This is a genomic window from Streptomyces sp. Y309 (assembly GCF_056712025.1).
In genome coordinates, this window is sequence record NZ_CM160048.1 from 3048342 (window position 1) to 3067792 (window position 19451).

At 72.1% G+C, this 19451-nt stretch carries 16 protein-coding genes; 10 read left to right on the forward strand and 6 right to left on the reverse strand.

Annotated features, from left to right (window positions below):
- Positions 1 to 54 precede the first annotated feature (54 nt).
- From scy to AC0KTA_RS11560, 6 genes are all read left to right on the forward strand, one after another.
- Positions 55 to 3852: a polarized growth protein Scy gene (gene scy / locus AC0KTA_RS11535; protein ID WP_481055030.1), complete on the forward strand. Its 3798-nt coding sequence runs from the start codon at positions 55 to 57 to the stop codon at positions 3850 to 3852.
- Between the two features lie 274 nt (positions 3853 to 4126).
- Positions 4127 to 5062 (forward strand): coiled-coil domain-containing protein, encoded by a 936-nt coding sequence (locus tag AC0KTA_RS11540; RefSeq protein WP_016642338.1) that lies wholly within the window; start codon positions 4127 to 4129, stop codon positions 5060 to 5062.
- Positions 5063 to 5150: 88 nt separating this feature from the next.
- Positions 5151 to 6209 (forward strand): ABC transporter ATP-binding protein, encoded by a 1059-nt coding sequence (locus tag AC0KTA_RS11545; RefSeq protein WP_481055031.1) that lies wholly within the window; start codon positions 5151 to 5153, stop codon positions 6207 to 6209.
- Positions 6210 to 6212: 3 nt separating this feature from the next.
- Positions 6213 to 6983 carry an ABC transporter permease gene (locus AC0KTA_RS11550; RefSeq protein WP_481055032.1) on the forward strand — a complete coding sequence of 257 codons (771 nt, stop codon included), beginning with the start codon at positions 6213 to 6215 and terminating at the stop codon, positions 6981 to 6983.
- Between the two features lie 114 nt (positions 6984 to 7097).
- Complete coding sequence (locus tag AC0KTA_RS11555; protein WP_481055033.1) at positions 7098 to 8282, forward strand: ATP-binding cassette domain-containing protein; 1185 nt, start codon at positions 7098 to 7100, stop codon at positions 8280 to 8282.
- Between the two features lie 116 nt (positions 8283 to 8398).
- Complete coding sequence (locus AC0KTA_RS11560) at positions 8399 to 9253, forward strand: ABC transporter permease (RefSeq protein WP_481056388.1); 855 nt, start codon at positions 8399 to 8401, stop codon at positions 9251 to 9253.
- A 45-nt stretch (positions 9254 to 9298) separates the two neighbouring features.
- Here AC0KTA_RS11560 and AC0KTA_RS11565 read toward each other — a convergent pair whose 3' ends face one another.
- Positions 9299 to 9640, reverse strand: a complete 342-nt coding sequence (locus tag AC0KTA_RS11565; protein WP_481055034.1) for an ATP/GTP-binding protein — start codon at positions 9638 to 9640, stop codon at positions 9299 to 9301.
- A 228-nt stretch (positions 9641 to 9868) separates the two neighbouring features.
- On the opposite strand from AC0KTA_RS11565, the gene AC0KTA_RS11570 reads away from it, so the two are divergent.
- Positions 9869 to 10975 carry an LLM class flavin-dependent oxidoreductase gene (locus AC0KTA_RS11570; protein WP_481055035.1) on the forward strand — a complete coding sequence of 369 codons (1107 nt, stop codon included), beginning with the start codon at positions 9869 to 9871 and terminating at the stop codon, positions 10973 to 10975.
- Positions 10976 to 11182: 207 nt separating this feature from the next.
- Here the strand turns inward: AC0KTA_RS11570 and AC0KTA_RS11575 are convergent, their stop codons facing one another.
- Positions 11183 to 11575: an SCO5389 family protein gene (locus tag AC0KTA_RS11575; protein WP_398120657.1), complete on the reverse strand. Its 393-nt coding sequence runs from the start codon at positions 11573 to 11575 to the stop codon at positions 11183 to 11185.
- 257 nt (positions 11576 to 11832) lie between these two features.
- On the opposite strand from AC0KTA_RS11575, the gene nucS reads away from it, so the two are divergent.
- Positions 11833 to 12504: an endonuclease NucS gene (nucS, locus tag AC0KTA_RS11580; RefSeq protein ID WP_481055036.1), complete on the forward strand. Its 672-nt coding sequence runs from the start codon at positions 11833 to 11835 to the stop codon at positions 12502 to 12504.
- Between the two features lie 148 nt (positions 12505 to 12652).
- On the opposite strand, the gene AC0KTA_RS11585 is transcribed toward nucS, so the two are convergent.
- From AC0KTA_RS11585 to AC0KTA_RS11600, 4 genes are all read right to left on the reverse strand, one after another.
- Positions 12653 to 15325, reverse strand: a complete 2673-nt coding sequence (locus AC0KTA_RS11585) for an ATP-binding protein (protein ID WP_481055037.1) — start codon at positions 15323 to 15325, stop codon at positions 12653 to 12655.
- Positions 15326 to 15525: 200 nt separating this feature from the next.
- Positions 15526 to 15849, reverse strand: coding sequence for an STAS domain-containing protein (locus AC0KTA_RS11590; protein WP_030361223.1), 324 nt, complete (start codon positions 15847 to 15849; stop codon positions 15526 to 15528).
- Positions 15850 to 16021: 172 nt separating this feature from the next.
- Positions 16022 to 16870, reverse strand: a complete 849-nt coding sequence (locus AC0KTA_RS11595) for a 3-hydroxyacyl-CoA dehydrogenase family protein (protein WP_481055038.1) — start codon at positions 16868 to 16870, stop codon at positions 16022 to 16024.
- A 181-nt stretch (positions 16871 to 17051) separates the two neighbouring features.
- On the reverse strand, positions 17052 to 17690 hold the full coding sequence (locus tag AC0KTA_RS11600; RefSeq protein WP_481055039.1) for a TetR/AcrR family transcriptional regulator: 639 nt from the start codon (positions 17688 to 17690) through the stop codon (positions 17052 to 17054).
- A gap of 108 nt (positions 17691 to 17798) precedes the next feature.
- Between AC0KTA_RS11600 and AC0KTA_RS11605 the strand changes: the two genes are divergently transcribed.
- Together AC0KTA_RS11605 and AC0KTA_RS11610 are read left to right on the forward strand one after the other, a co-directional pair.
- Positions 17799 to 18581, forward strand: coding sequence for an ABC transporter ATP-binding protein (locus tag AC0KTA_RS11605; RefSeq protein ID WP_481055040.1), 783 nt, complete (start codon positions 17799 to 17801; stop codon positions 18579 to 18581).
- 43 nt (positions 18582 to 18624) lie between these two features.
- Positions 18625 to 19374, forward strand: coding sequence for an ABC transporter permease (locus AC0KTA_RS11610; protein ID WP_481055041.1), 750 nt, complete (start codon positions 18625 to 18627; stop codon positions 19372 to 19374).
- Positions 19375 to 19451: the final 77 nt, after the last annotated feature.

The window sequence follows — 19451 nt, forward strand, 5'->3', positions numbered from 1 at the left end:
CGGACGGGGTTCGCACGAAGAGACTTGCGACCAGGGGACGGATGGGACCGCGCAGTGCGGGGCTACGAGAGCCAGGACAGCCGGCGACCGGCTGAGGCCGACCATCTCACGCGGTTCGAGGCCGAGATGGACCGGCTGAAGACCGAGCGGGAGAAGGCCGTCCAGCACGCCGAGGACCTCGGCTACCAGGTCGAGGTGTTGCGCGCCAAGCTGCACGAGGCGCGCCGCAACCTCGCGAACCGCCCTGCCTACGACAGCGCGGACATCGGCTATCAGGCCGAGCAGTTGCTGCGGAACGCCCAGGTCCAGGCCGAGCAGTTGCGCGCCGACGCCGAGCGCGAGCTGCGCGAGGCGCGCGCCCAGACCCAGCGCATCCTGCAGGAGCACGCCGAGCAACAGGCCCGGCTGCAGTCCGAGCTGCACGCGGAGGCCGTGTCCCGGCGCCAGCAGCTCGACCAGGAGCTGAACGAGCGCCGCCAGACCGTCGAGTCGCACGTCAACGAGAACGTCGCGTGGGCCGAGCAGCTGCGCGCCCGCACCGAGCAGCAGGCCCGCCGACTGCTCGATGAGTCGCGTGCCGAGGCCGACCAGGCCCTCGCCGCCGCGCGTACGGAGGCCGAGCGCGTCGCCGAGCAGGCCCGCCAGCGGCTGTCCGCCGACGCCGAGAGCGCCCGCGCCGAAGCCGAAGCGATCCTGCGCCGGGCCCGCACCGACGCCGAGCGCCTGCTGAACGCCGCCTCCACCCAGGCCCAGGAGGCCACGGACCACGCCGAGGCGCTGCGCTCGTCCACCGCGACCGAGTCCGACCAGGCCCGCCGCCAGGCCGCCGAGCTGAGCCGCGGCGCCGAGCAGCGCATGGCGGAGGCCGAGGCGGCGCTGCGCGAGGCGCGCGCGGAGGCCGACAAGGTCGTCGCCGACGCCAAGGAGGCCGCGGCCAAGCAGCTGGCGTCCGCCGAGGCGGCGGGCGAGCAGCGCACCCGTACGGCCAAGGAGCAGGTGGCCCGGCTCGTCGGTGAGGCGACCAAGGAGGCCGAGGCCGCGAAGGAGGCGGCCGAGCAGAAGCTCCAGGACGCCCGGGACGAGGCCGAGAAGCTGATCGCGGAGGCCGCCGAGAAGGCCCGCTCGATCACCGCCGAGGAGACCGCCTCGGAGATCGCGAAGGCCGCGCGGACCGCCGAGGAGGTCCTGGACAAGGCGTCCGAGGAGGCGAAGGCGACCACGCGCGCCGCCGCCGAGGAGGCCGAGCGGGTCCGCGCCGAGGCGGAGGCCGAGGCGGACCGGCTGCGCAGCGAGGCGCACGACATCGCCGAGCAGCTCAAGGGCGCGGCGAAGGACGACACCAAGGAGTACCGCGCCAAGACGGTCGAGCTGCAGGAGGAGGCGCGCCGGCTGCGCGGCGAGGCCGAGCAGCTGCGGGCCGACGCGGTCGCCGAGGGCGAGAAGATCCGCGGCGAGGCGCGGCGCGAGGCCGTCCAGCAGATCGAGGAGGCGGCGCGCTCCGCCGAGGAGCTGCTCGGCAAGGCGAAGGCCGACGCGGAGGAGGCCCGGCAGGCCGCGACCACCGAGGCCGAGCGGGTCCGCACGGAGGCCATCGAGCGGGCCACGTCCCTGCGCAAGCAGGCCGAGGAGACCCTGGAGCGCACCCGCGAGGAGACCGAGCGGCACCGCACGGAGGCCGCCGAGCAGGCCGACACGGTCAAGTCCGAGGCCGAGACGGCCGCGCAGGCGCTGCGCGAGGAGACCGAGCGTGCCGTGGCGGCGCGCAGGTCCGAGGCCGACGCCGAGCTGACCCGGCTGCACACGGAGGCCGAGGAGCGCCTGGCCGCCGCCGAGCAGGCGCTGACCGACGCGCGCGAGGAGGCCGAGCGGCTGCGCCGGGAGGCCACCGAGGAGACGGAGCGGCTGCGCTCGGAGGCCGCCGAGCGGATTCGTACGCTCCAGTCGCAGGCGGAGACGGAGGCCGAGCGGCTGCGTACCGAGGCCGCGTCGGACGCCTCGGAGTCGCGCGCCGAGGGCGAGGCCGTCGCGGTGCGGCTGCGCTCGGAGGCCGCCGCCGAGGCGGAGCGGCTGAAGAACGAGGCGCAGGAGTCCGCGGACCGGGTGCGCGCGGAGGCCGCCGCGGCCGCCGAGCGGGTCGCCGCCGAGGCCGCCGAGGCCCTGTCGGCCGCGCAGGAGGAGGCCGTACGCCGCCGCCGCGAGGCCGAGGAGACGCTTGGCGCGGCGCGTGCGGAGGCCGACCAGGAGCGGGAGCGGGCGCGCGAGCAGAGCGAGGAACTGCTCGCCTCGGCGCGCAAACGCGTCGAGGAGGCGCAGGCCGAGGCGGTCCGCCTGGTCGAGGAGGCCGAGGCGCGAGCCACCGAGATGGTCTCGGCGGCCGAGCAGAAGGCCCAGTCGGTCCGGGACTCGGTGGCGGGTCTGCAGGAGCAGGCGCAGGAGGAGATCGCGGGCCTGCGGTCGGCGGCCGAGCACGCCGCGGAGCGCACCAAGCAGGAGGCGCAGGAGGAGGCGGACCGCGTCCGCGCCGACGCGTACGCCGAGCGGGAGCGGGCGAGCGAGGACGCGAGCCGCACCCGCAGCGAAGCCGCGCAGGAGGCGGAGGCCGCCAAGTCGCTCGCGGAGCGCACGGTCGCGGAGGCCATCACGGAGTCCGAGCGGATGCGTTCGGACGCGTCCGAGCACGCCCAGCGGGTGCGCACGGAGGCGTCTGGACACCATCGCGTCGGCCGAGCAGGACGCCGCGCGCACCCGCGCCGACGCTCCGGCGAGGACGCCAACCGCATCCGCAACGACGCGGCGGGCCCAGGCCGACACCTGATCGGCGAGGCCCGCAGCGAGGCCGAGCGGCTCACTCACGGAGACGGTCACCGAGACCGACCGGCTCAAGGCCGACACCGCGGCCGAGGCCGAGCGGCTGCGTGCCGAGTCGGTGGCGAAGGCCGAGAAGCTGATCGCGGACGCGTCGGGCGACGCCGAGCGGCTGCGCGCGGAGGCGGCGGAGAACGTCGGCTCGGCACAGCAGCACGCCGAGCGCGTCCGCGCCGAGTCCGCGCGCCTCAAGGAGGAGGCCGACGCCGAGGCGGAGCGGGTCGGGGCGCAGGCGCGCGAGGAGGCCGAGCGCACCCTCGACGAGGCCCGCAAGGAGGCCAACAAGCGCCGCACGGAGGCCGCGGAGCAGGTCGACAAGCTCATCACGGAGGCCGCGGCCGAGGCCGAGAAGCTCACCACGGACGCCCAGGAGAAGGCCCTCAAGGCGACGACGGACGCGGAGGCGCAGGCCGACACGATGGTCGGAGCGGCCCGCACGGAGGCCGAGCGCCTGGTCGCCGAAGCCACCGTGGAGGGCAACTCGCTGGTGGAGAAGGCGCGTACGGACGCGGACGAACTGCTCGTCGGCGCGCGCCGGGACGCCACCGCGATAAGGGAGCGGTCCGAGGAGCACCGCGAGCGCATCACCACCGAGATCGAGGAGCTGCACGAGCGCGCCCGGCGCGAGTCGGCGGAGGCGATGAAGACCGCGGGCGAGCGCTGCGACGCGCTGGTGAAGGCCGCCGAGGAGCAGCTGGCCGAGGCCGAGGCGAAGGCCAAGGAGCTGCGCGCGGAGGCCGATTCGGAGGCCAGCTCGGTGCGGATCTCCGCAGTGAAGAAGGCCGAGGGCCTGCTCAAGGAGGCCGAGACGAAGAAGGCCGAGCTGGTGCGCGAGGCCGAGCGGATCAAGAGCGAGGCACAGGCCGAGGCCGAGCGCGTGGTCGACGAGGGCAAGCGGGAGCTGGAGATCCTCGTCCGGCGCCGCGCGGACATCAATGCGGAGATTTCCCGTGTCCAGGACGTGCTCGAGGCGTTGGAATCCTTTGAGGCCCCGCAGAGCGGCGGCAAGGACGGCGGCGTCAAGGCGGGGGCAGCGGCCGGCGCGACCCGTTCGGGTGGCAAGCCGTCAGAAGGCTAGCCACAGGGCCAGTTCCGTGCTCGGCAAGGACCTTCGGCACTGTCGCTGGCAAGCAGTCTGCCGGTTAGCCACTCAAAAGGGGTGTCATTCTCCAGATCAAACGGGCATACGCTCGATGACACGCCGCAACGCCCCCTAGGATTCCCTCTATCACCTCACCCGGTCTCATTCGACAGGAACCCCATGAGCGACACTTCCCCCTACGGCTTCGAGCTTGTGCGGCGTGGGTACGACCGCGCTCAGGTGGACGAACGTATCTCCAAGCTCGTCTCCGACCGTGACTCCGCTCTCACTCGAATCACTGCTCTGGAAAAGCGCATCGAGGAGCTCCACCTCGAGACGCAGAACGCCCAGGCCCAGGTCGCCGACGCCGAGCCGTCGTACGCCGGTCTCGGTGCCCGCGTCGAGAAGATCCTCCGCCTCGCCGAGGAGGAGGCGAAGGACCTGCGCGAGGAGGCGCGGCGCGCGGCTGAGCAGCACCGTGAGCTCGCCGAGTCCGCCGCCCAGCAGGTGCGCAACGACGCCGAGTCGTTCGCCGCCGAGCGCAAGTCCAAGGCCGAGGACGAGGGCGTCCGCATCGTCGAGAAGGCCAAGGGCGAGGCGAACGCGCTGCGTGCCGAGGCGCAGAAGGACGCGCAGTCCAAGCGCGAGGAGGCGGACGCCCTCTTCGAGGAGACCCGCGCGAAGGCCGCCCAGGCCGCCGCCGACTTCGAGACGAACCTCGCCAAGCGCCGCGAGCAGTCCGAGCGCGACCTGGCGTCCCGTCAGGCCAAGGCCGAGAAGCGCCTCGCGGAGATCGAGCACCGCGCGGAGCAGCTCCGCCTGGAGGCGGAGAAGCTGCGCACGGACGCCGAGCGCCGCGCCCGCCAGACCGTCGAGACCGCACAGCGCCAGGCCGAGGACATCGTCGCCGACGCCAACGCCAAGGCGGACCGCATCCGCAGCGAGTCGGAGCGCGAGCTCGCGGCCCTCACCAACCGCCGCGACTCGATCAACGCGCAGCTCACGAACGTCCGCGAGATGCTCGCGACGCTCACCGGCGCGGCCGTCGCCGCCGCGGGCACGCCCGCCGAGGACGAGCCGATCTCGCGGGGGGTTCCGGCACAGCAGAGCCGCTGAGGCGGAGCACATCAGCACGGGGTGAACGCACCGAAGCCCCCTGTCACGCCAAGTGGCAGGGGGCTTCGTCCCGTTTTAGCGTGTGCGCATGATCGAGCTCGAGGGGCTGACCAAGCGGTACGGCGAGAAGGTCGCCGTCAACAACCTCACCTTCACCGTCCACCCGGGCATCGTCACGGGCTTCCTCGGGCCGAACGGCGCCGGCAAGTCGACGACGATGCGGATGCTGCTCGGTCTCGACAACCCGACCGCGGGCGATGTGCGCATCGACGGCAAGCACTACGCGCAGCTGAAGGATCCGCTGAAGTACATCGGCGCGCTCCTGGACGCCAAGGCCATGCACGGCGGCCGCAGCGCCTTCAACCACCTGCTGTGCCTCGCGCAGTCCAACGGCATTCCGCGCGCGCGGGTGCACGAGGTCCTGGACACCGTGGGTCTGACGCCGGTCGCCAAGAAGAAGGCGAAGGGGTTCTCGCTCGGCATGGGCCAACGCCTGGGCATCGCGGGCGCGCTGCTCGGTGACCCCGAGATCCTGATGTTCGACGAGCCGGTCAACGGCCTCGACCCCGAGGGCATCCACTGGATCCGGAACCTGATGAAATCCCTCGCCTCCCAGGGCCGTACGGTCTTCGTCTCCTCGCACCTGATGAGCGAGATGGCCCTCACCGCCGACCACCTCGTCGTCATCGGCCAGGGCCGCCTCCTCGCCGACACCTCCATGGCGGACTTCATCCGGCAGAACTCGCGGTCCTACGTCCGGCTGCGCTCCCCGCAGCGCGAGCGGCTGCTCGACGTGCTGCACCAGGCCGGGATCACCGCCGTCGAGGCGGCGGGCGGCACGCTCGAAGTGGACGGCACCGGGCCGGAGCAGCTCGGTGAGCTCGCCGCGCAGCACCAGCTAGTCCTGCATGAACTCAGCCCACAGCAGGCGTCGTTGGAGGAAGCCTTCATGCAGCTCACGGCGGAGTCGGTGGAGTACCACGCGCACGCGGACCACCAGGGCCCCGGCGACGCGGCAGCCGGTGGGGCACCGGCCGGCGGGCCGCCCCCGGGACAGACGCCTGGCCAGGCGCCCGGCCAGGCGCCGGGACAGGCTCCAGGTCAGGGCTGGGGATCCGGCTGGCAGCAGCCGCGGAAGGGGAAGTGACCCATGGCCGCGACGCAGGTACTGAAGTCGGAGTGGACCAAGATCCGCTCGGTCTCCTCGACGGTGTGGACGCTCGGCCTCGCCGTCGTCGTCACGATCGCCCTCGGCATGCTGATCAGCATCCTGTCGAAGAACGACTACGACAACCTCAGCCGCGAGGACAAGATCACCTTCGACCCGACGTTCATCAGCTTCGCCGGGATGTCCCTCGGGCAGCTCGCGATGATCGTCTTCGGTGTCCTGGTGGTCTCGAACGAGTACAGCACCGGCATGATCCGCACCTCGCTCGCGGCCGTCCCGCAGCGCGCCACCTTCCTGTTCAGCAAGGTCGCGGTCGCCACGGTGCTCGCGCTCGTGGTCGGCCTCGCCACCAGCTTCGCCGCGTTCTTCCTCGGCCAGGCGATGCTCGGCGAGTACAAGGCGCAGATCGGCGACCCGGGCGTGCTGCGGGCGGTCATCGGCGGCGGGCTCTACATGACGCTCATCGCCATGTTCTCGATGGGCGTCGCCGCGATGCTGCGCAGCCCGATGCTCTCGCTCGGCATCCTGATGCCGTTCTTCTTCCTGATCTCCAACATCCTGGGCAATGTCGGGGCCACGAAGAAGGTCGGCCGCTACCTGCCCGACCAGGCCGGCAGCAAGATCATGCAGGTCAAGAAGCCGTTCGACGACGCCACTCCGTACGGCCCGTGGGGCGGCCTCGGCATCATGGCGGCCTGGACGGTGGCGGCACTGATCGGCGGTTACGTACTACTAAAGAAGCGAGATGCTTAGCCGAAGGGCGAGGTTTTACCCGCTCTTGGCTGGAACCGTCAGTTCACAGATATCCTCCTAACCCTTACGGGGGCGTGTGCCCCGACGTCCTGAACCATTCGATGGGTGCGGAGAATGATCGAGGCAGTCGGCCTGACGAAGCGCTACGGCGCCAAGACAGCCGTGTACAACCTTTCCTTCCAGGTGCGGCCCGGCACCGTGACCGGCTTCCTCGGCCCCAACGGGTCCGGCAAGTCCACGACGATGCGCATGATCCTCGGGCTCGACGCGCCCTCGCAGGGGCAGGTGACGATCGGCGGCTACCCGTACCGAAAGCTGCCGAACGCGCCCCGCCAGGTCGGCGCGCTGCTCGACGCCAAGGCGGTGCACGGCGGCCGGCACGCCCGCAACCACCTGCTGTGCCTCGCCCAGCTCTCCGGCATCCCGGCCCGGCGCGTGGACGAGGTGCTCGGTGTCGTCGGCCTCCAGGAGGTGGCGAGGAAGCGCTCCAAGGGCTTCTCGCTCGGCATGGGCCAGCGGCTCGGCATCGCCGCGGCGCTGCTGGGCGACCCCCAGGTGCTGCTCTTCGACGAGCCGGTCAACGGCCTCGACCCCGAGGGCATCCTCTGGGTGCGCAACCTGATGAAGTCCCTCGCGGCGGAGGGGCGCACCGTCTTCGTCTCCTCGCACCTGATGAGCGAGATGGCCCTCACCGCCGAGCACCTCATCGTCATCGGCCGCGGGCAGCTGCTCGCCGACATGAGCGTCACGGACTTCATCTCGGCGAACTCCGCCGATTTCGCCCGGGTGCGCACCCCGGACACCGACCCGCAGCAGCGCGAGAAGCTGACCGCCGCGCTCACCGAGGCCGGCGGCCAGGTGCTGCCCGAGCAGGACGGCGCGCTGCGCGTCACCGGCCTGCCGCTGCCCCGCATCAGCGACCTCGCGCACGGCGCGGACGTCCGCCTGTGGGAGCTCTCGCCGCACCAGGCCTCGCTGGAAGAGGCGTACATGCGCATGACGCAGGGCGCCGTCGACTACCGCTCGACGATCGACCAGCGCGCGGGCCTGCAGGAGCAGCTCCCGCCCGGCGCGATGCCGCAGCCGCAGCTTCCCGTGCCCGGCCAGGGCCAGCACGGCTGGTACGCCCCGCCGCCGCCCCAGCAGGGCGGTCAGCCCTTCGCGATGCCGCAGGGCGCGCCCGGCGCGGCCCCCGGCGACGCGAACCCGTACGCCGCGGCCCCCCAGCCCCCGGCCGGTGCCCCCGCCCCCGCCCCCGAGATGACCAAGCGCGCCACCGACAACGAGGAATCCCGATGACCACGCCTCCGACTCCGCAGCAGCCGCAGGCGCAGCCCCAGCAGCCCCAGGCCCCCGCCCAGCAGCCCCAGCAGGCCTACGCGGGCGCCATGGCCGCCCCGCAGGGCCCGCCAGCCATGGTGCCCGCCCCGCCGCCCGCGCCCGCCGCCCCGGCCCCGCCGTCGGCCTGGCAGCAGGCGATGAGCAACGCCTACACCTCGCCGATCCCGATCAAGAAGACCAACCTCGGGCACGCCCTCGCCTCCGAGTGGACGAAGATCAAGTCGGTCCGCTCCACGGTGTGGACGCTGAGCATCTTCCTGATCCTGGTCATCGGCATCGGCCTGCTCGCGGTCGCGAACACGCAGGCCGACGACTACCAGGACGTGCCGTTCACCGTCCCGGCGTTCTTCGGCCTGATGCTCGGCCAGATCTGCCTGATCACGCTGGGCGTCCTGGTGACGTCGTCCGAGTACGGCACCGGCATGATCCGCACCACCTTCACCGCCTCGCCGCAGCGCCACCGCGTCCTGGCGGCGAAGGCCCTGATCTTCTTCGTGGTCGCCTTCGTCGCGTCCGCGGGCTCGATCCTCCTGGTGGGCCTGATGGCGTCGGGCGCGCACAGCGGCCCGGAGGCGGGCGACATCCCGTGGGGCGGCACGGTCCTCAAGGGCGCCCTGTACGTCTCGCTGCTCGGCGTGCTCGCGCTCGCCGTCGGCTCCATGCTGCGCCACTCCGCGGGCGCCATCACGACGATGCTCGGCGTGGTTCTCGTACCGGCGATCCTGCCCGGGTTCCTGGGCATCTGGGAGAGCACCCAGAAGCTCGGCGAGAAGATGGCCGACTACAACGCGATCAACTCGCTCGCCGCGGTCTTCCAGATCGACGGCCCCGACAGCAGCAGCGGCTCGGGACAGCTGGTGCTGCTCGTCGTCGTCACGGCCGCCGCCGTCGTCGGCGCCTTCGCGCTCCTGGAGAAGCGCGACGTCTGAGCACGAACAGCCCGCCGGGGCCAGTACCCCGGCGGGCGCCGGGGGCTAATACCTCGGCGCGTTACGAGACCGCTGCACCCGCGTGGTGCGGCGGTCCTTCGCGTTCCAGCACGCCGTGTGCCAGTGTCTGCGCTCGTCCACGCCCGAGTGCTCGGGCCAGGCGACCACGTGCGCGAACCGGGAGGGGATCTCCTGGTCGCAGCCCGGGCAGCGGTAGGTCTTGCCGTTCGCGCTCGCGCCCGCCACGTGCCGCACGCTCCACTCCTCGCCCTGCCAGCTCTCGGCACGCTGGAAGCCGCCGTAGCGGCCGGGCGGCTCCGCCTCCTGGGGACCTTGGCCCGGCCTGGGATCTCCGGCGCCCTTGGGGCGGTTACGACGCGGCGACACAGGACACCTCACGAGGACTGGGTGGCAGGCGGTGGGACAGTGGGCAGACGTACGCCCAGCCTACGCACCGTACAGAGGGGTAGACGTCCTTCACCAACCCCCACAGATCCCCCCTGCCCCGAGCAGAAAATCTGCCAATCTGCATGCCAAGCCGTGCCCTTGGCACTTGTCATGCGTTGTTGCCGGTAGGGGAGTGCCTGCGTCGGTGCCAAGGAGGCAGGAAGTTCGATGCGCTTAGGAAGTTTTGTGCTGGCCGCCCAGTTCCCGGGCCAGGGCCATGGGGAAGCACTGCACCGCGCGGTGCGTTCGGTGGAAGTGGCCGAGGAGGCGGGGCTCGACTCCGCCTGGCTCGCGGAGCACCACTTCGTGCCGTACGGCACCTGTCCTTCCGCGATCACGCTCGCGGCCCTGCTGCTCGGGCGCACCCGCCGCATCCGCGTCGGCACCGCCGTGAGCGTACTGCCCACCGCCCACCCGGTGGCACTCGGCGAGCAGGCCGCGCTGCTGCACCTCACCTCGGGCGGCCGCTTCTCGCTGGGCGTGGGGCGCGGCGGGCCCTGGGTGGACCTGGAGGTATTCGGCGCGGGCATCGAGGCGTACGAGAAGGGGTTCCCGGAATCGCTCGACCTGCTGCTGCGCTGGCTCAGCGGGGCGCCGCGGGTGGCCGGGCCCGGCGGGCGGTTCGCCTTCCGTGACGTGGCGGTCGTGCCGCGCCCGCAGGAGGCGCTGTCGGCGCCGCCGGAGTCGCAGGGCCCGTTCCCGGACCTGCCCGCCCCGCCGGAGCAGTCCGCGCCGGAGCGGCCCGCGCCGCCCTCCGGCCCCGAGGTGGTCGTGGCGTGCACCTCGCCGTCGAGCGTCCGGCTCGCCGCCGCCCGCGGTCTGCCGATGCTGCTCGGCATGCACGTGGGCGACGAGGAGAAGGCCGAAATGGTGGCGTTGTGGAGCAGGCACGCGCGCGCGGCCGGGCGCACGCCGGACGAGGTGGCGCAGGCCGCGCACGTCTCGGCGGGAGTCGTGCAGATCGCCGACCGCCGCGTGGAGGCGGCCGAAACCCTCACCAAGGCCATGCCGGGCTGGCTGCGGTACGGCCTGGACGCGCACGTCACCGTGGACGGCCGCGTGCGCGCCATGCGCGACCCGCTGGGATACACAGAACTGCTCTGCGGCATCCACCCCGTGGGGACACCCCAGGTATGCGTGGACCGCCTGTCGGCAACATCAGAACGCACAGGCATCACACGCTTCGCCCTACTGGTGGAGGGCTCAGGCGACCTGGCAACAACAGAGGACAACGTACGCCGCCTGGGCACAGAGGTCCTCCCACAGCTGACCTAGGAAGCGGCGCCCCGAACAGACGCCCCGAAGGGGCGCCGTGAAGGGGCGCCGTGAAGGGGCGCGGGGAACTGCGCGCCCAGCCCCCACAAACCGGCAGACCAACGAGAGAGGCACCCCCCACCCCGGGGGCACCCGCACAAGGCGCCCACGCCAGCTGCCGCTCCGGTACTGAAACACCTCCCGCGCACGGAGCGGCAGCAACTGGCGTCAGCAGTCCCGTAGTTCGGGCGACTGGTTCAGCAACTGGCCACGGATGGAAGTGAACTTGGCCAGCCTGTCGTCCGCGGAGCCGTCCAACGGGAACACCGCCACACGGTGGCAGTTCTGGAACGCCAAACGGACCCCGAAGTGGCGCTGCAGGGCGCCGCGAATCGCGTCACTCGCGAGCGCGCGCAGCAGCTGGCCACGCGCCTGCTCGTCCGGCGGCGGCGTCTGGTTGTCGGCGAACTCTCCACCGTCGACCTTCAACTGGGCCACCAGGGAGCTGATCATCTCCCACGCGTAAGGCAGGGAGGTCCGGACGCAGTCGACGAAAGCTGCTTCGTCGACCTCGCCTCGCTCGGCCTGTTCCAACAGTGCCGGTGAGACGTCGAGCGACATGGGTTCTCCTCTCGCACCCCCAGGGAGCAGGGGCTTACGGACAGGGAAGGAGCTCGCATACGCAGCGTGCACGTGCGACGACCTCCTGCTTATACGGTAGGCAACGGCCCGGGCGGGCACCAGGAGATTGGGCGCATAACCGGCCAGGATCGAACGGGCTCATCGCTGGACAAGTGGTGCGGCCCACAAAGCCTCCGGAGCCGTCCCGGGCCCACGGAATTCGCTGGACCACCCCGCGTCGAGTAGCGTTGCCGACCATGCGTCTCGTCATCGCCCGCTGCTCCGTGGACTACGCGGGCCGGCTCACCGCCCATCTCCCGTCGGCCCCCCGCCTGATCCTCGTCAAGGCGGACGGCAGCGTCTCCATTCACGCTGACGACCGGGCCTACAAGCCCCTCAACTGGATGTCGCCGCCGTGCACCCTGAAGGAGGGCGCGGGCGACGACACCGGAGTGTGGACCGTCATCAACAAGGCGGGCGAGAAGCTCATCATCACCATGGAGGAAGTCCTCCACGACTCCTCGCACGAACTGGGCGTGGACCCGGGCCTCATCAAGGACGGCGTGGAAGCACACCTTCAGGAGTTGCTCGCCGACCGGATCGAGACCCTCGGCGAGGGCTACTCACTGATCCGCCGCGAATACATGACGGCGATCGGCCCGGTCGACATCCTCTGTCGCGACGCCGACGGGCAGACCGTCGCGGTCGAGATCAAGCGCCGCGGCGAGATCGACGGCGTCGAGCAACTGACCCGCTACCTGGAACTGTTGAACCGCGACCCGCACCTGGCGCCGGTCAAGGGCATCTTCGCCGCCCAGGAGATCAAGCCGCAGGCACGGGTGCTCGCCACGGACCGCGGCATCGGCTGCGCGGTCCTCGACTACGACGCGCTGCGCGGCATCGAGGACGACAAGCTCCGCCTGTTCTGAGCGGACCGTCCCGACGCACGTAGGGAAAGGGGCCGGATTCCCGTAGGGATCCGGCCCCTTTCGCGTAGGCGCGGCACCTCTTGGACGTACGACGACCTACGACCACGGACGACGGGTACGTCGCGTCGGACCGCCCGCGTACGTCGCGTCAGATCATCGTGGACGGTCCCGGGCCGGATCCGCTCGGCGAACCGGACGTGTCACTCGTCGCCGAGGCGCTGCTCGCCGGGCTCGACGCCGGCGGGCCGCCGGCCGAGTTGGACGTATCCGGTGAGGACGGCGTCGTCGGCGGGGTGGTCGGCGGCGTCGTCGGCGGAGTGGTGGGCGGGGTCGTCGGTGGCGTCGTGGGCGGCTTCGTGGGCTTGGTCGGCTTGTCCGTCGGCTTGGTGGGCCCGTCCGTGGGCTTGGTCGGCTTGTCGCTCGGCTTGTCCGACGGCTTGCCGCTGGGCTTGTCGGACGGGTCCTTCGGGTCGTCGTCGTCGCTCTGCGAGGGCGTGCCGCCGGTGCTGGGCGTCGGGTCGTCCGAGGTGCCGGGCACGCCGTCCTTGCCCGGGTCGGTCGGGCGGGACGTGGAGTCCTTGCTCGGCTTGTCGGCGTCGAGGCCGCCGCCCTCGTCGTCCGTGCTCGCCGACTGGTCGGTGCGCACCCGGTCGGGCGGGCCCTCGTCCTTGTCGGAGGTCGCGCCGAGCGTCACCACGGTGCCGAGGACCGCGACGAGCACCGCGCCCGCCCCGGCCGCGGCCAGATTGCGCCGCGTGCCCCGCACGATGGAGCGGCGGTTGGGCGCGGGCGCCGCGCCCGCGCCGGACGCGGCCCCGGCGGGGCCGGCCTGCTGGGTCACGAGGGTGTCGGGCTCGGGCGGCGGGGCGGGCAGCGCGGCGCCCGCGAAAGCCGCGGGGACTCCGCCGGGCGGCGACGCCGATTCCTCGTAGCGGGCGTCGGGCACCTCTTCGCCTGCCGTGGCCTGGCCGCCGCCGGGCAGCACGCCGCCCGAGCGGTCGGCGACCAGGGCGAGGGCCCTGCGCCCGGCGATCATGCCGCGCTTGTCGGCGAGCGCGCCGCGCAGCCCGATGGACGCCTCCAGTTCGGCGCGGGCCCGGTCGAGACGGCCCACGCAGAGCGCGAGGATGCCCAACTCGTGGTGGAAATAGGCCTCTTCGGCGACCTCGCCGGAGGTGCGCGAGGCCTCCTGGCCGGACCGCAGGGCCCGCTCCCAGGCGCCCCAGTGCAGTCCGCCGGCGAAGGCGGGCGCGACGTTGCGGGCGAGCAGCACCGCGGCGGACGGCTCGGCGGCGCCGCTGTCGGCCCCGACGCCCGGCCCGTTGATCAGCGCGGCGAGCGCCGCGAGGACCGCGTCGGCCTCGGCGGCGACCCGTTCGGGGCCCACCGAGGGGTGCCCGGACCACCAGGCGTAGTGCTGGGCGGCGGACTGGGCGTTCGCGGCGGCGTCGTCGGCGTACCCGGCGCTCTCGAGCTGGGTCCGCACCCCGGCCGCGAGCCGGTAGTGCCCGCCGACCGGGGTGACCAGGGCGCAGTCGACCAGTTCCGCGAGCGCCGCGTCGGCGTGGGTGTCGCCGACGAGCGCGGGCAGGTGGGCCGGGTGCGGCAGTTCGCCGCCGAGCGCCACGGCGAAGCGGAGCGCGGCGCGCGCGGACGCGCTCAGCCGGGAGGCGAGCAGGGCCGCGGGCGCGGCGCCGTCGGCGAGGGACGGCAGCGGTACGTCGTGTCCGTCGCCCGCGTCGAACGGGGCGTCGTAGGGGGCGGCGCCGGAGCCGTCGTAGTTTCCGTACGCGTCGAAGGCCGTCGGGTCGGCCCGCAGCTGGTCGCGTTGCCGCAGCAGGGCGCCGGCCTGGACGAAGCGCAGCGGCAGTCCCTCGGACTCGAACCAGAGGTCGCCGGCCCAGTTGGCCTCGTCGTCGGTCAGGACGCGGCCGACGACGCGCTCCAGGAGTTCCAGGCCGCCGCCGCGGCCGAGCCCGCCGAGGAAGACCTCTTCGAGGTGGGACTCGGGCGCCGGGGCGGCGACGTCGGGCGTCGCGGACACGAGGAAGGCGCACTCGGGTGTGGCGTCCAGGAGCTCTTCGAGGGCGGCGCCGCCGAACTCCAGGTCGTCGAGGACGACGACGGCGCCGACGTCGCGGAGCAGTTCGCGCAGCAGGGTCCCGTCGGGGCGGTGCAGCGGCGCGTCGTAGACGGTGGCGAAGAGGTCGTACAGCAGGTCGTTCACCGTGCGGTGGTAGCCGCTGAGGCGGACCACGCCGTCGGGGGCGAGGTCCGCGCAGTCCTCGGCGACGGCGGCGAGCAGCGCGGTGCGGCCGGCTCCGGCAGGGCCGGTGAGGCGCACGGAGCGCCCGCGCGCGAGCAGCCGCACCAGGCGTTCGCGTTCCTCCTGCCGTTCGAGCAGGGGCAGCCGCGGCAGGGCGGGTCCCGGCGGCACGGGCGGCAGCGCGGCGCGGCGGCGTTCGTCGCGCTCGGCGGCGGTGTGCTTGCGCGGGCGTCCGGGCTGCTCTCCCGGCGGGCAGGGTTCTATCTCGCTGCCGTCGACGGGGTTCACGGTGAGCAGGAAGTCGCCGGACACCACTTGGACGGTGCGGGCGACCGCGGGCGGCCCGAAGTCGGCCGTGGCCGGGGTGCTCGGGCCCGGCGGGCCCTGTGGACCCGGCGGACCCGGCGGGGCGTCCTGCGGCGGGCGTGCTTCGTACGCCTCGCCGGACGCGCGCGCCGCGCTGTCGTCGTCGATGCCTTCGCGGCCGGGGCTCGCGTCTTCGCGGCCGTCACCGTCGTGGCCGTACTCTTCCGGTCCCGTGTTCATCGGGTCCATCGTCCTAGCCCCCCAGATGCGTCGTGTGTGCGAAGCCCCCTCCGGCCTTGGGCACACCGCGCTGTCGCTTCTGGTCCGGTGCCCCCCGTGCGGGTTCGTCCATCGGCAGGCGACCGAACCCTAAACCGTCCTCAGTATCTATGCGGAGGGCGGGGTACCGCCCAGCCCGAGACGTCACAGTCTCGTGAGGATTGTGCGCGTTACACGCGCGGGAGCGATTCGACCCCGATGCCGCCTTCGATGGCGAGGATGCGGTGCAGCCGGGTGGCGACGAGGAGTCGCTGCATCTGCGGGGGCACACCGCGCAGCACGAGCCGGCGCCCGCATCGTCCTGCGCGGCGGTGCGCGCCCATGATGACGCCGAGTCCCGTGGCGTCCCACGAGTCGAGTTCGGACAGGTCGAGCACCAGGTCGCCGGCGCCGTCGTCGACGGCCGAGTGCAGGACCGTACGGGCGTCCGCCGCGCTGCGTACGTCGAGGCGTCCCCCGACGACCAGCTGGGCCTGGTCGCCCCTGATGTGCATATGCGCTCCCCAAGAGTGCGGTGTCGTATGTGACGCCTGTGCCGCGAGGCGTCTGTGTATGTCACAGCAACTGACGGCCGCTCGGGTACGGAAGTTGCCGTCTGTAAGCGAACCGATACCGAATTCACCCCGAGGGGTGATCCCGGGAGCGCACAGGTGTCGGTATGAGGCGTCAGTGCTTGTAGAAGCCCTGCCCGCTCTTGCGTCCGATGTCACCGGCGTCAACCATCCGGCGCATCAGCTCCGGAGGGGCGAACTTCTCGTCCTGGGACTCGGTGTAGATGTTCTCGGTGGCGTGCAGCAGGATGTCGACGCCGGTGAGGTCGGCGGTCGCGAGCGGGCCCATGGCGTGGCCGAAGCCGAGCTTGCAGGCGATGTCGATGTCCTCGGCGCTGGCGACGCCCGACTCGTACAGCTTGGCCGCCTCGACGACGAGCGCCGAGATGAGGCGGGTGGTGACGAAGCCCGCGACGTCGCGGTTGACGACGATGCAGGTCTTGCCGACGGACTCGGCGAACTCGCGGGTGGCGGCGAGGGTTTCGTCGCTCGTCTTGTGGCCGCGGACCAGTTCGCAGAGCTGCATCATCGGGACCGGCGAGAAGAAGTGGGCGCCGACGACGCGCTCCGGCCGCTCCGTCACGGCCGCGATCTTGGTGATCGGGATGGCGGAGGTGTTGGAGGCGAGCACCGTCTCGTCGCGCACGAGCTTGTCGAGCGTCCGGAAGATCTCGTGCTTGACCTCGAGCTTCTCGAAGACGGCCTCGACGACGACGTCCGCGTCGGCGGCGGCGTCCAGGTCGGTGGTGGTGGTGATGCGGCCGAGGGCGGCTTCCGCGTCGGCGGCGTCGAGCTTGCCCTTGCCGACGAACTTCTCGTACGAGGCCTTGATGCCGTCGGTGCCGCGGGTCAGCGCCTCGTCGGTGACGTCGCGTAGGACGACGTCCCAGCCCGCCTGGGCGGAGACCTGGGCGATGCCGGACCCCATGAGTCCGGCTCCGATGACGGCGAGCTTCCGTGCCACGTTACGACTCCCCTTACCTGCGTACGACTGAGCTCTTACACGCTGTTTACGTTTCGCTCTTGAGCGGACATTAGCGCCCGTGAGCGGCCGTGGGGCGGTGAAGAGACGCACGCCACGTCCCATTTGACGGACATCACACGGGCAGGGGCGCGACAGGGGTCCGGCGGGGGCCGTCAGGGCGTCATGTGGCCGTGCGGATCCCGTAGTTGAGGACCTTCTCGCCGAGGAGGTCCTCCATCTCGTCGATGAGGACGAGGGCCTCGCGGGAGACCTCGTCGATGGGGCGGCGCTTGCTCATCTCCTCGCCGATCACGCCGAAGACGGTGGCGTTCAGCCAGTGGAGCTGTCCCGCGACGAGTTCGGGAAGCCGGCCGGGGACGGGGCCCGCCTCGTCGCGCAGCGTGGCCGCCAGGTCCTTCAGGCTCTCCTGCTGGATGGCCCACAGGCGCGAGCGCAGCGCCGTCGACTCGGTGATGACCTTCATGAAGTCGGCGTACCCGTCGAAGAGCCCGACGGCCGGCGAGACGCCCTCGACCTGGGCGCGCAGCTCGCGCAGGACCGCGTCGGCGCACGACTCCCCCACCGGCCGCCCGCGCACCCACCGGGAGAGCCGGTCGACGACCTCCTCGCCGCGGTCGAGGAACAGGTCCTCCTTGGCCGGGAAGTAGTTGTAGACGGTGTTGACCGACACGTCCGCGGCGTCGGCGACCTCCGCGACGGTCACCGTCACGAAGCCGTGCTCCAGGAAGAGCCCGGTCGCGATGTCGGAGATGCGCTGCTTGGTCTGCCGCTTCTTGCGCTCCCTGAGCCCCTCAGCCATGACGCCGCTCTCCCTGTCCGTCAGCCATGCCCTCATCGTAACTTTGCTGGGCTCGATGAAAACTTGGGCACATTGCAAAATTTAAGAGTCTCTGTTTTTGTGGTCTCCATGGCAATCATCAGCACGGCCGGACTGGCCAAGACGTTCTCCACGAAAGCGGGCCCCGTCGAAGCCGTGCGCGGCATCGACCTCACCGTCGCCCCCGGCGAGATCCTCGGCTTCCTGGGCCCCAACGGCGCGGGCAAGACCACCACGCTGCGGATGCTCACCACCCTGCTCGCGCCCACCGGCGGCGCCGCCACCGTCGCGGGCGTCGACCTGCGCCGGAACCCCGCCGCCGTACGGAAGAAGATCGGGTACGTCGCCCAGTCCGGCGGCGTCGACCCGCAGGAGACCGTGCGCGACGAACTCGTCCTCCAGGGGCGGCTCTACGGCCTGACGAAGGCCGAAGCGACCGCCCGCGCCGCCGAGTTGGCGGCGGACCTCGGCCTCACCGAGCTGCTCGACCGCAGGACCGCCGCCCTCTCCGGCGGCCAGCGGCGCAGGCTCGACATCGCCCTCGGCCTCACCCACCGCCCCGAACTGCTCTTCCTGGACGAGCCGACGACCGGGCTCGACCCGGCCAGCCGCGCCGACCTGTGGCAGTTGGTGCGGGAGCTGCGCGACACGCACGGCACGACCGTCTTCCTCACCACCCACTACCTGGACGAGGCGGACGCGCTCGCGGACCGGATCGTCGTCGTGGACAAGGGTGTGGTCGCCGCCGAAGGCACCCCGGCCGCGCTCAAGGAGCGCTACGCGGGATCGCCCGATGCCTCGCTTCAGGACGCCTTCCTCGCCATCACCGGGCGCGCCCCGGCCCCCGTCGACGCCACTCCCGTCGCCGTCTAGCGACCAGCCCGCCAAAGACAGAAACAGACACCAGGACACCGCCATGCTGTTCCACGACACCGCGCTGCTGTTCCGGCGCTACGCCCGCCAGACCCTGCGCTCGAAGTTCCAGATGCTCTTCGGCGCCCTGATGCCGCTGCTCTACCTGCTCTTCTTCGGGCCGCTGCTCACCGACATGCCGCTGGGCTCGCGCGGCGACTCCTGGCAGATCCTGGTGCCCGGCCTGCTGCTCCAACTCAGCCTGTTCGGCGCCTCGTTCAGCGGCTTCGCGCTCATCCTGGAGAACAACTGGGGCGTGGTGGAGCGGCTGCGCGTGACGCCGGTGAGCCGGCTCGCGCTGCTGCTCGGGCGGCTGCTGCGGGACGCCGCGCTGTTCGTCTTCCAGTCGGTGCTGCTCGTGCTCGCCGCGCTGGTGATGGGGCTGCGCGCGCCGCTCGCCGGGATCCTGCTCGGCTTCGCCTTCGTGGCCCTGCTGACCTGCGCGCTCGCCTCGCTGTCGTACGCGCTCGCGCTGAAGGTCGCCGCCCCGCAGTCGTTCGGCCCGATGGTCAACGCGCTCGCCATGCCGTCCATGCTGCTGTCCGGCCTGATGCTGCCGATGGCGCTCGCGCCCGGCTGGCTCGACGTGCTCTCGCACTTCATGCCGTTCCGCTATCTCGTGGACGCGGTGCGCGACGCGTACGTCGGTGAGTACGCGACTGCGTCGATGCTGTACGGGGCCTTGGTGGCCGTGGGCTTCACGGTGCTCGCCGTGGCCCTCGGCACCCGGGCTCACGGGGACGGCGGGACCTGACGGTCCCGGTAGCCCCGTAAGGGGCGGCCCCGACAGGGAAGTCCAAGAGTGCCTTCGCGGGCGTCGGAGGCGCTCAC

Excerpts from the sequence above, each read along its gene's own strand:
- AC0KTA_RS11555 (WP_481055033.1), top strand. The coding sequence starts at position 7,098 with ATGATCGAGGCAGTCGGCCTGACGAAGCGCTACGGCGCCAAGACAGCC.
- AC0KTA_RS11570 (WP_481055035.1), top strand. The coding sequence starts at position 9,869 with ATGCGCTTAGGAAGTTTTGTGCTGGCCGCCCAGTTCCCGGGCCAGGGC.
- AC0KTA_RS11550 (WP_481055032.1), top strand. The coding sequence starts at position 6,213 with ATGGCCGCGACGCAGGTACTGAAGTCGGAGTGGACCAAGATCCGCTCG.
- AC0KTA_RS11600 (WP_481055039.1), bottom strand. The coding sequence starts at position 17,690 with ATGGCTGAGGGGCTCAGGGAGCGCAAGAAGCGGCAGACCAAGCAGCGC.
- AC0KTA_RS11590 (WP_030361223.1), bottom strand. The coding sequence starts at position 15,849 with ATGCACATCAGGGGCGACCAGGCCCAGCTGGTCGTCGGGGGACGCCTC.
- AC0KTA_RS11540 (WP_016642338.1), top strand. The coding sequence starts at position 4,127 with ATGAGCGACACTTCCCCCTACGGCTTCGAGCTTGTGCGGCGTGGGTAC.
- AC0KTA_RS11605 (WP_481055040.1), top strand. The coding sequence starts at position 17,799 with ATGGCAATCATCAGCACGGCCGGACTGGCCAAGACGTTCTCCACGAAA.
- AC0KTA_RS11545 (WP_481055031.1), top strand. The coding sequence starts at position 5,151 with ATGATCGAGCTCGAGGGGCTGACCAAGCGGTACGGCGAGAAGGTCGCC.
- AC0KTA_RS11560 (WP_481056388.1), top strand. The coding sequence starts at position 8,399 with ATGGTGCCCGCCCCGCCGCCCGCGCCCGCCGCCCCGGCCCCGCCGTCG.
- AC0KTA_RS11575 (WP_398120657.1), bottom strand. The coding sequence starts at position 11,575 with ATGTCGCTCGACGTCTCACCGGCACTGTTGGAACAGGCCGAGCGAGGC.
- AC0KTA_RS11585 (WP_481055037.1), bottom strand. The coding sequence starts at position 15,325 with ATGGACCCGATGAACACGGGACCGGAAGAGTACGGCCACGACGGTGAC.
- nucS (WP_481055036.1), top strand. The coding sequence starts at position 11,833 with ATGCGTCTCGTCATCGCCCGCTGCTCCGTGGACTACGCGGGCCGGCTC.
- AC0KTA_RS11610 (WP_481055041.1), top strand. The coding sequence starts at position 18,625 with ATGCTGTTCCACGACACCGCGCTGCTGTTCCGGCGCTACGCCCGCCAG.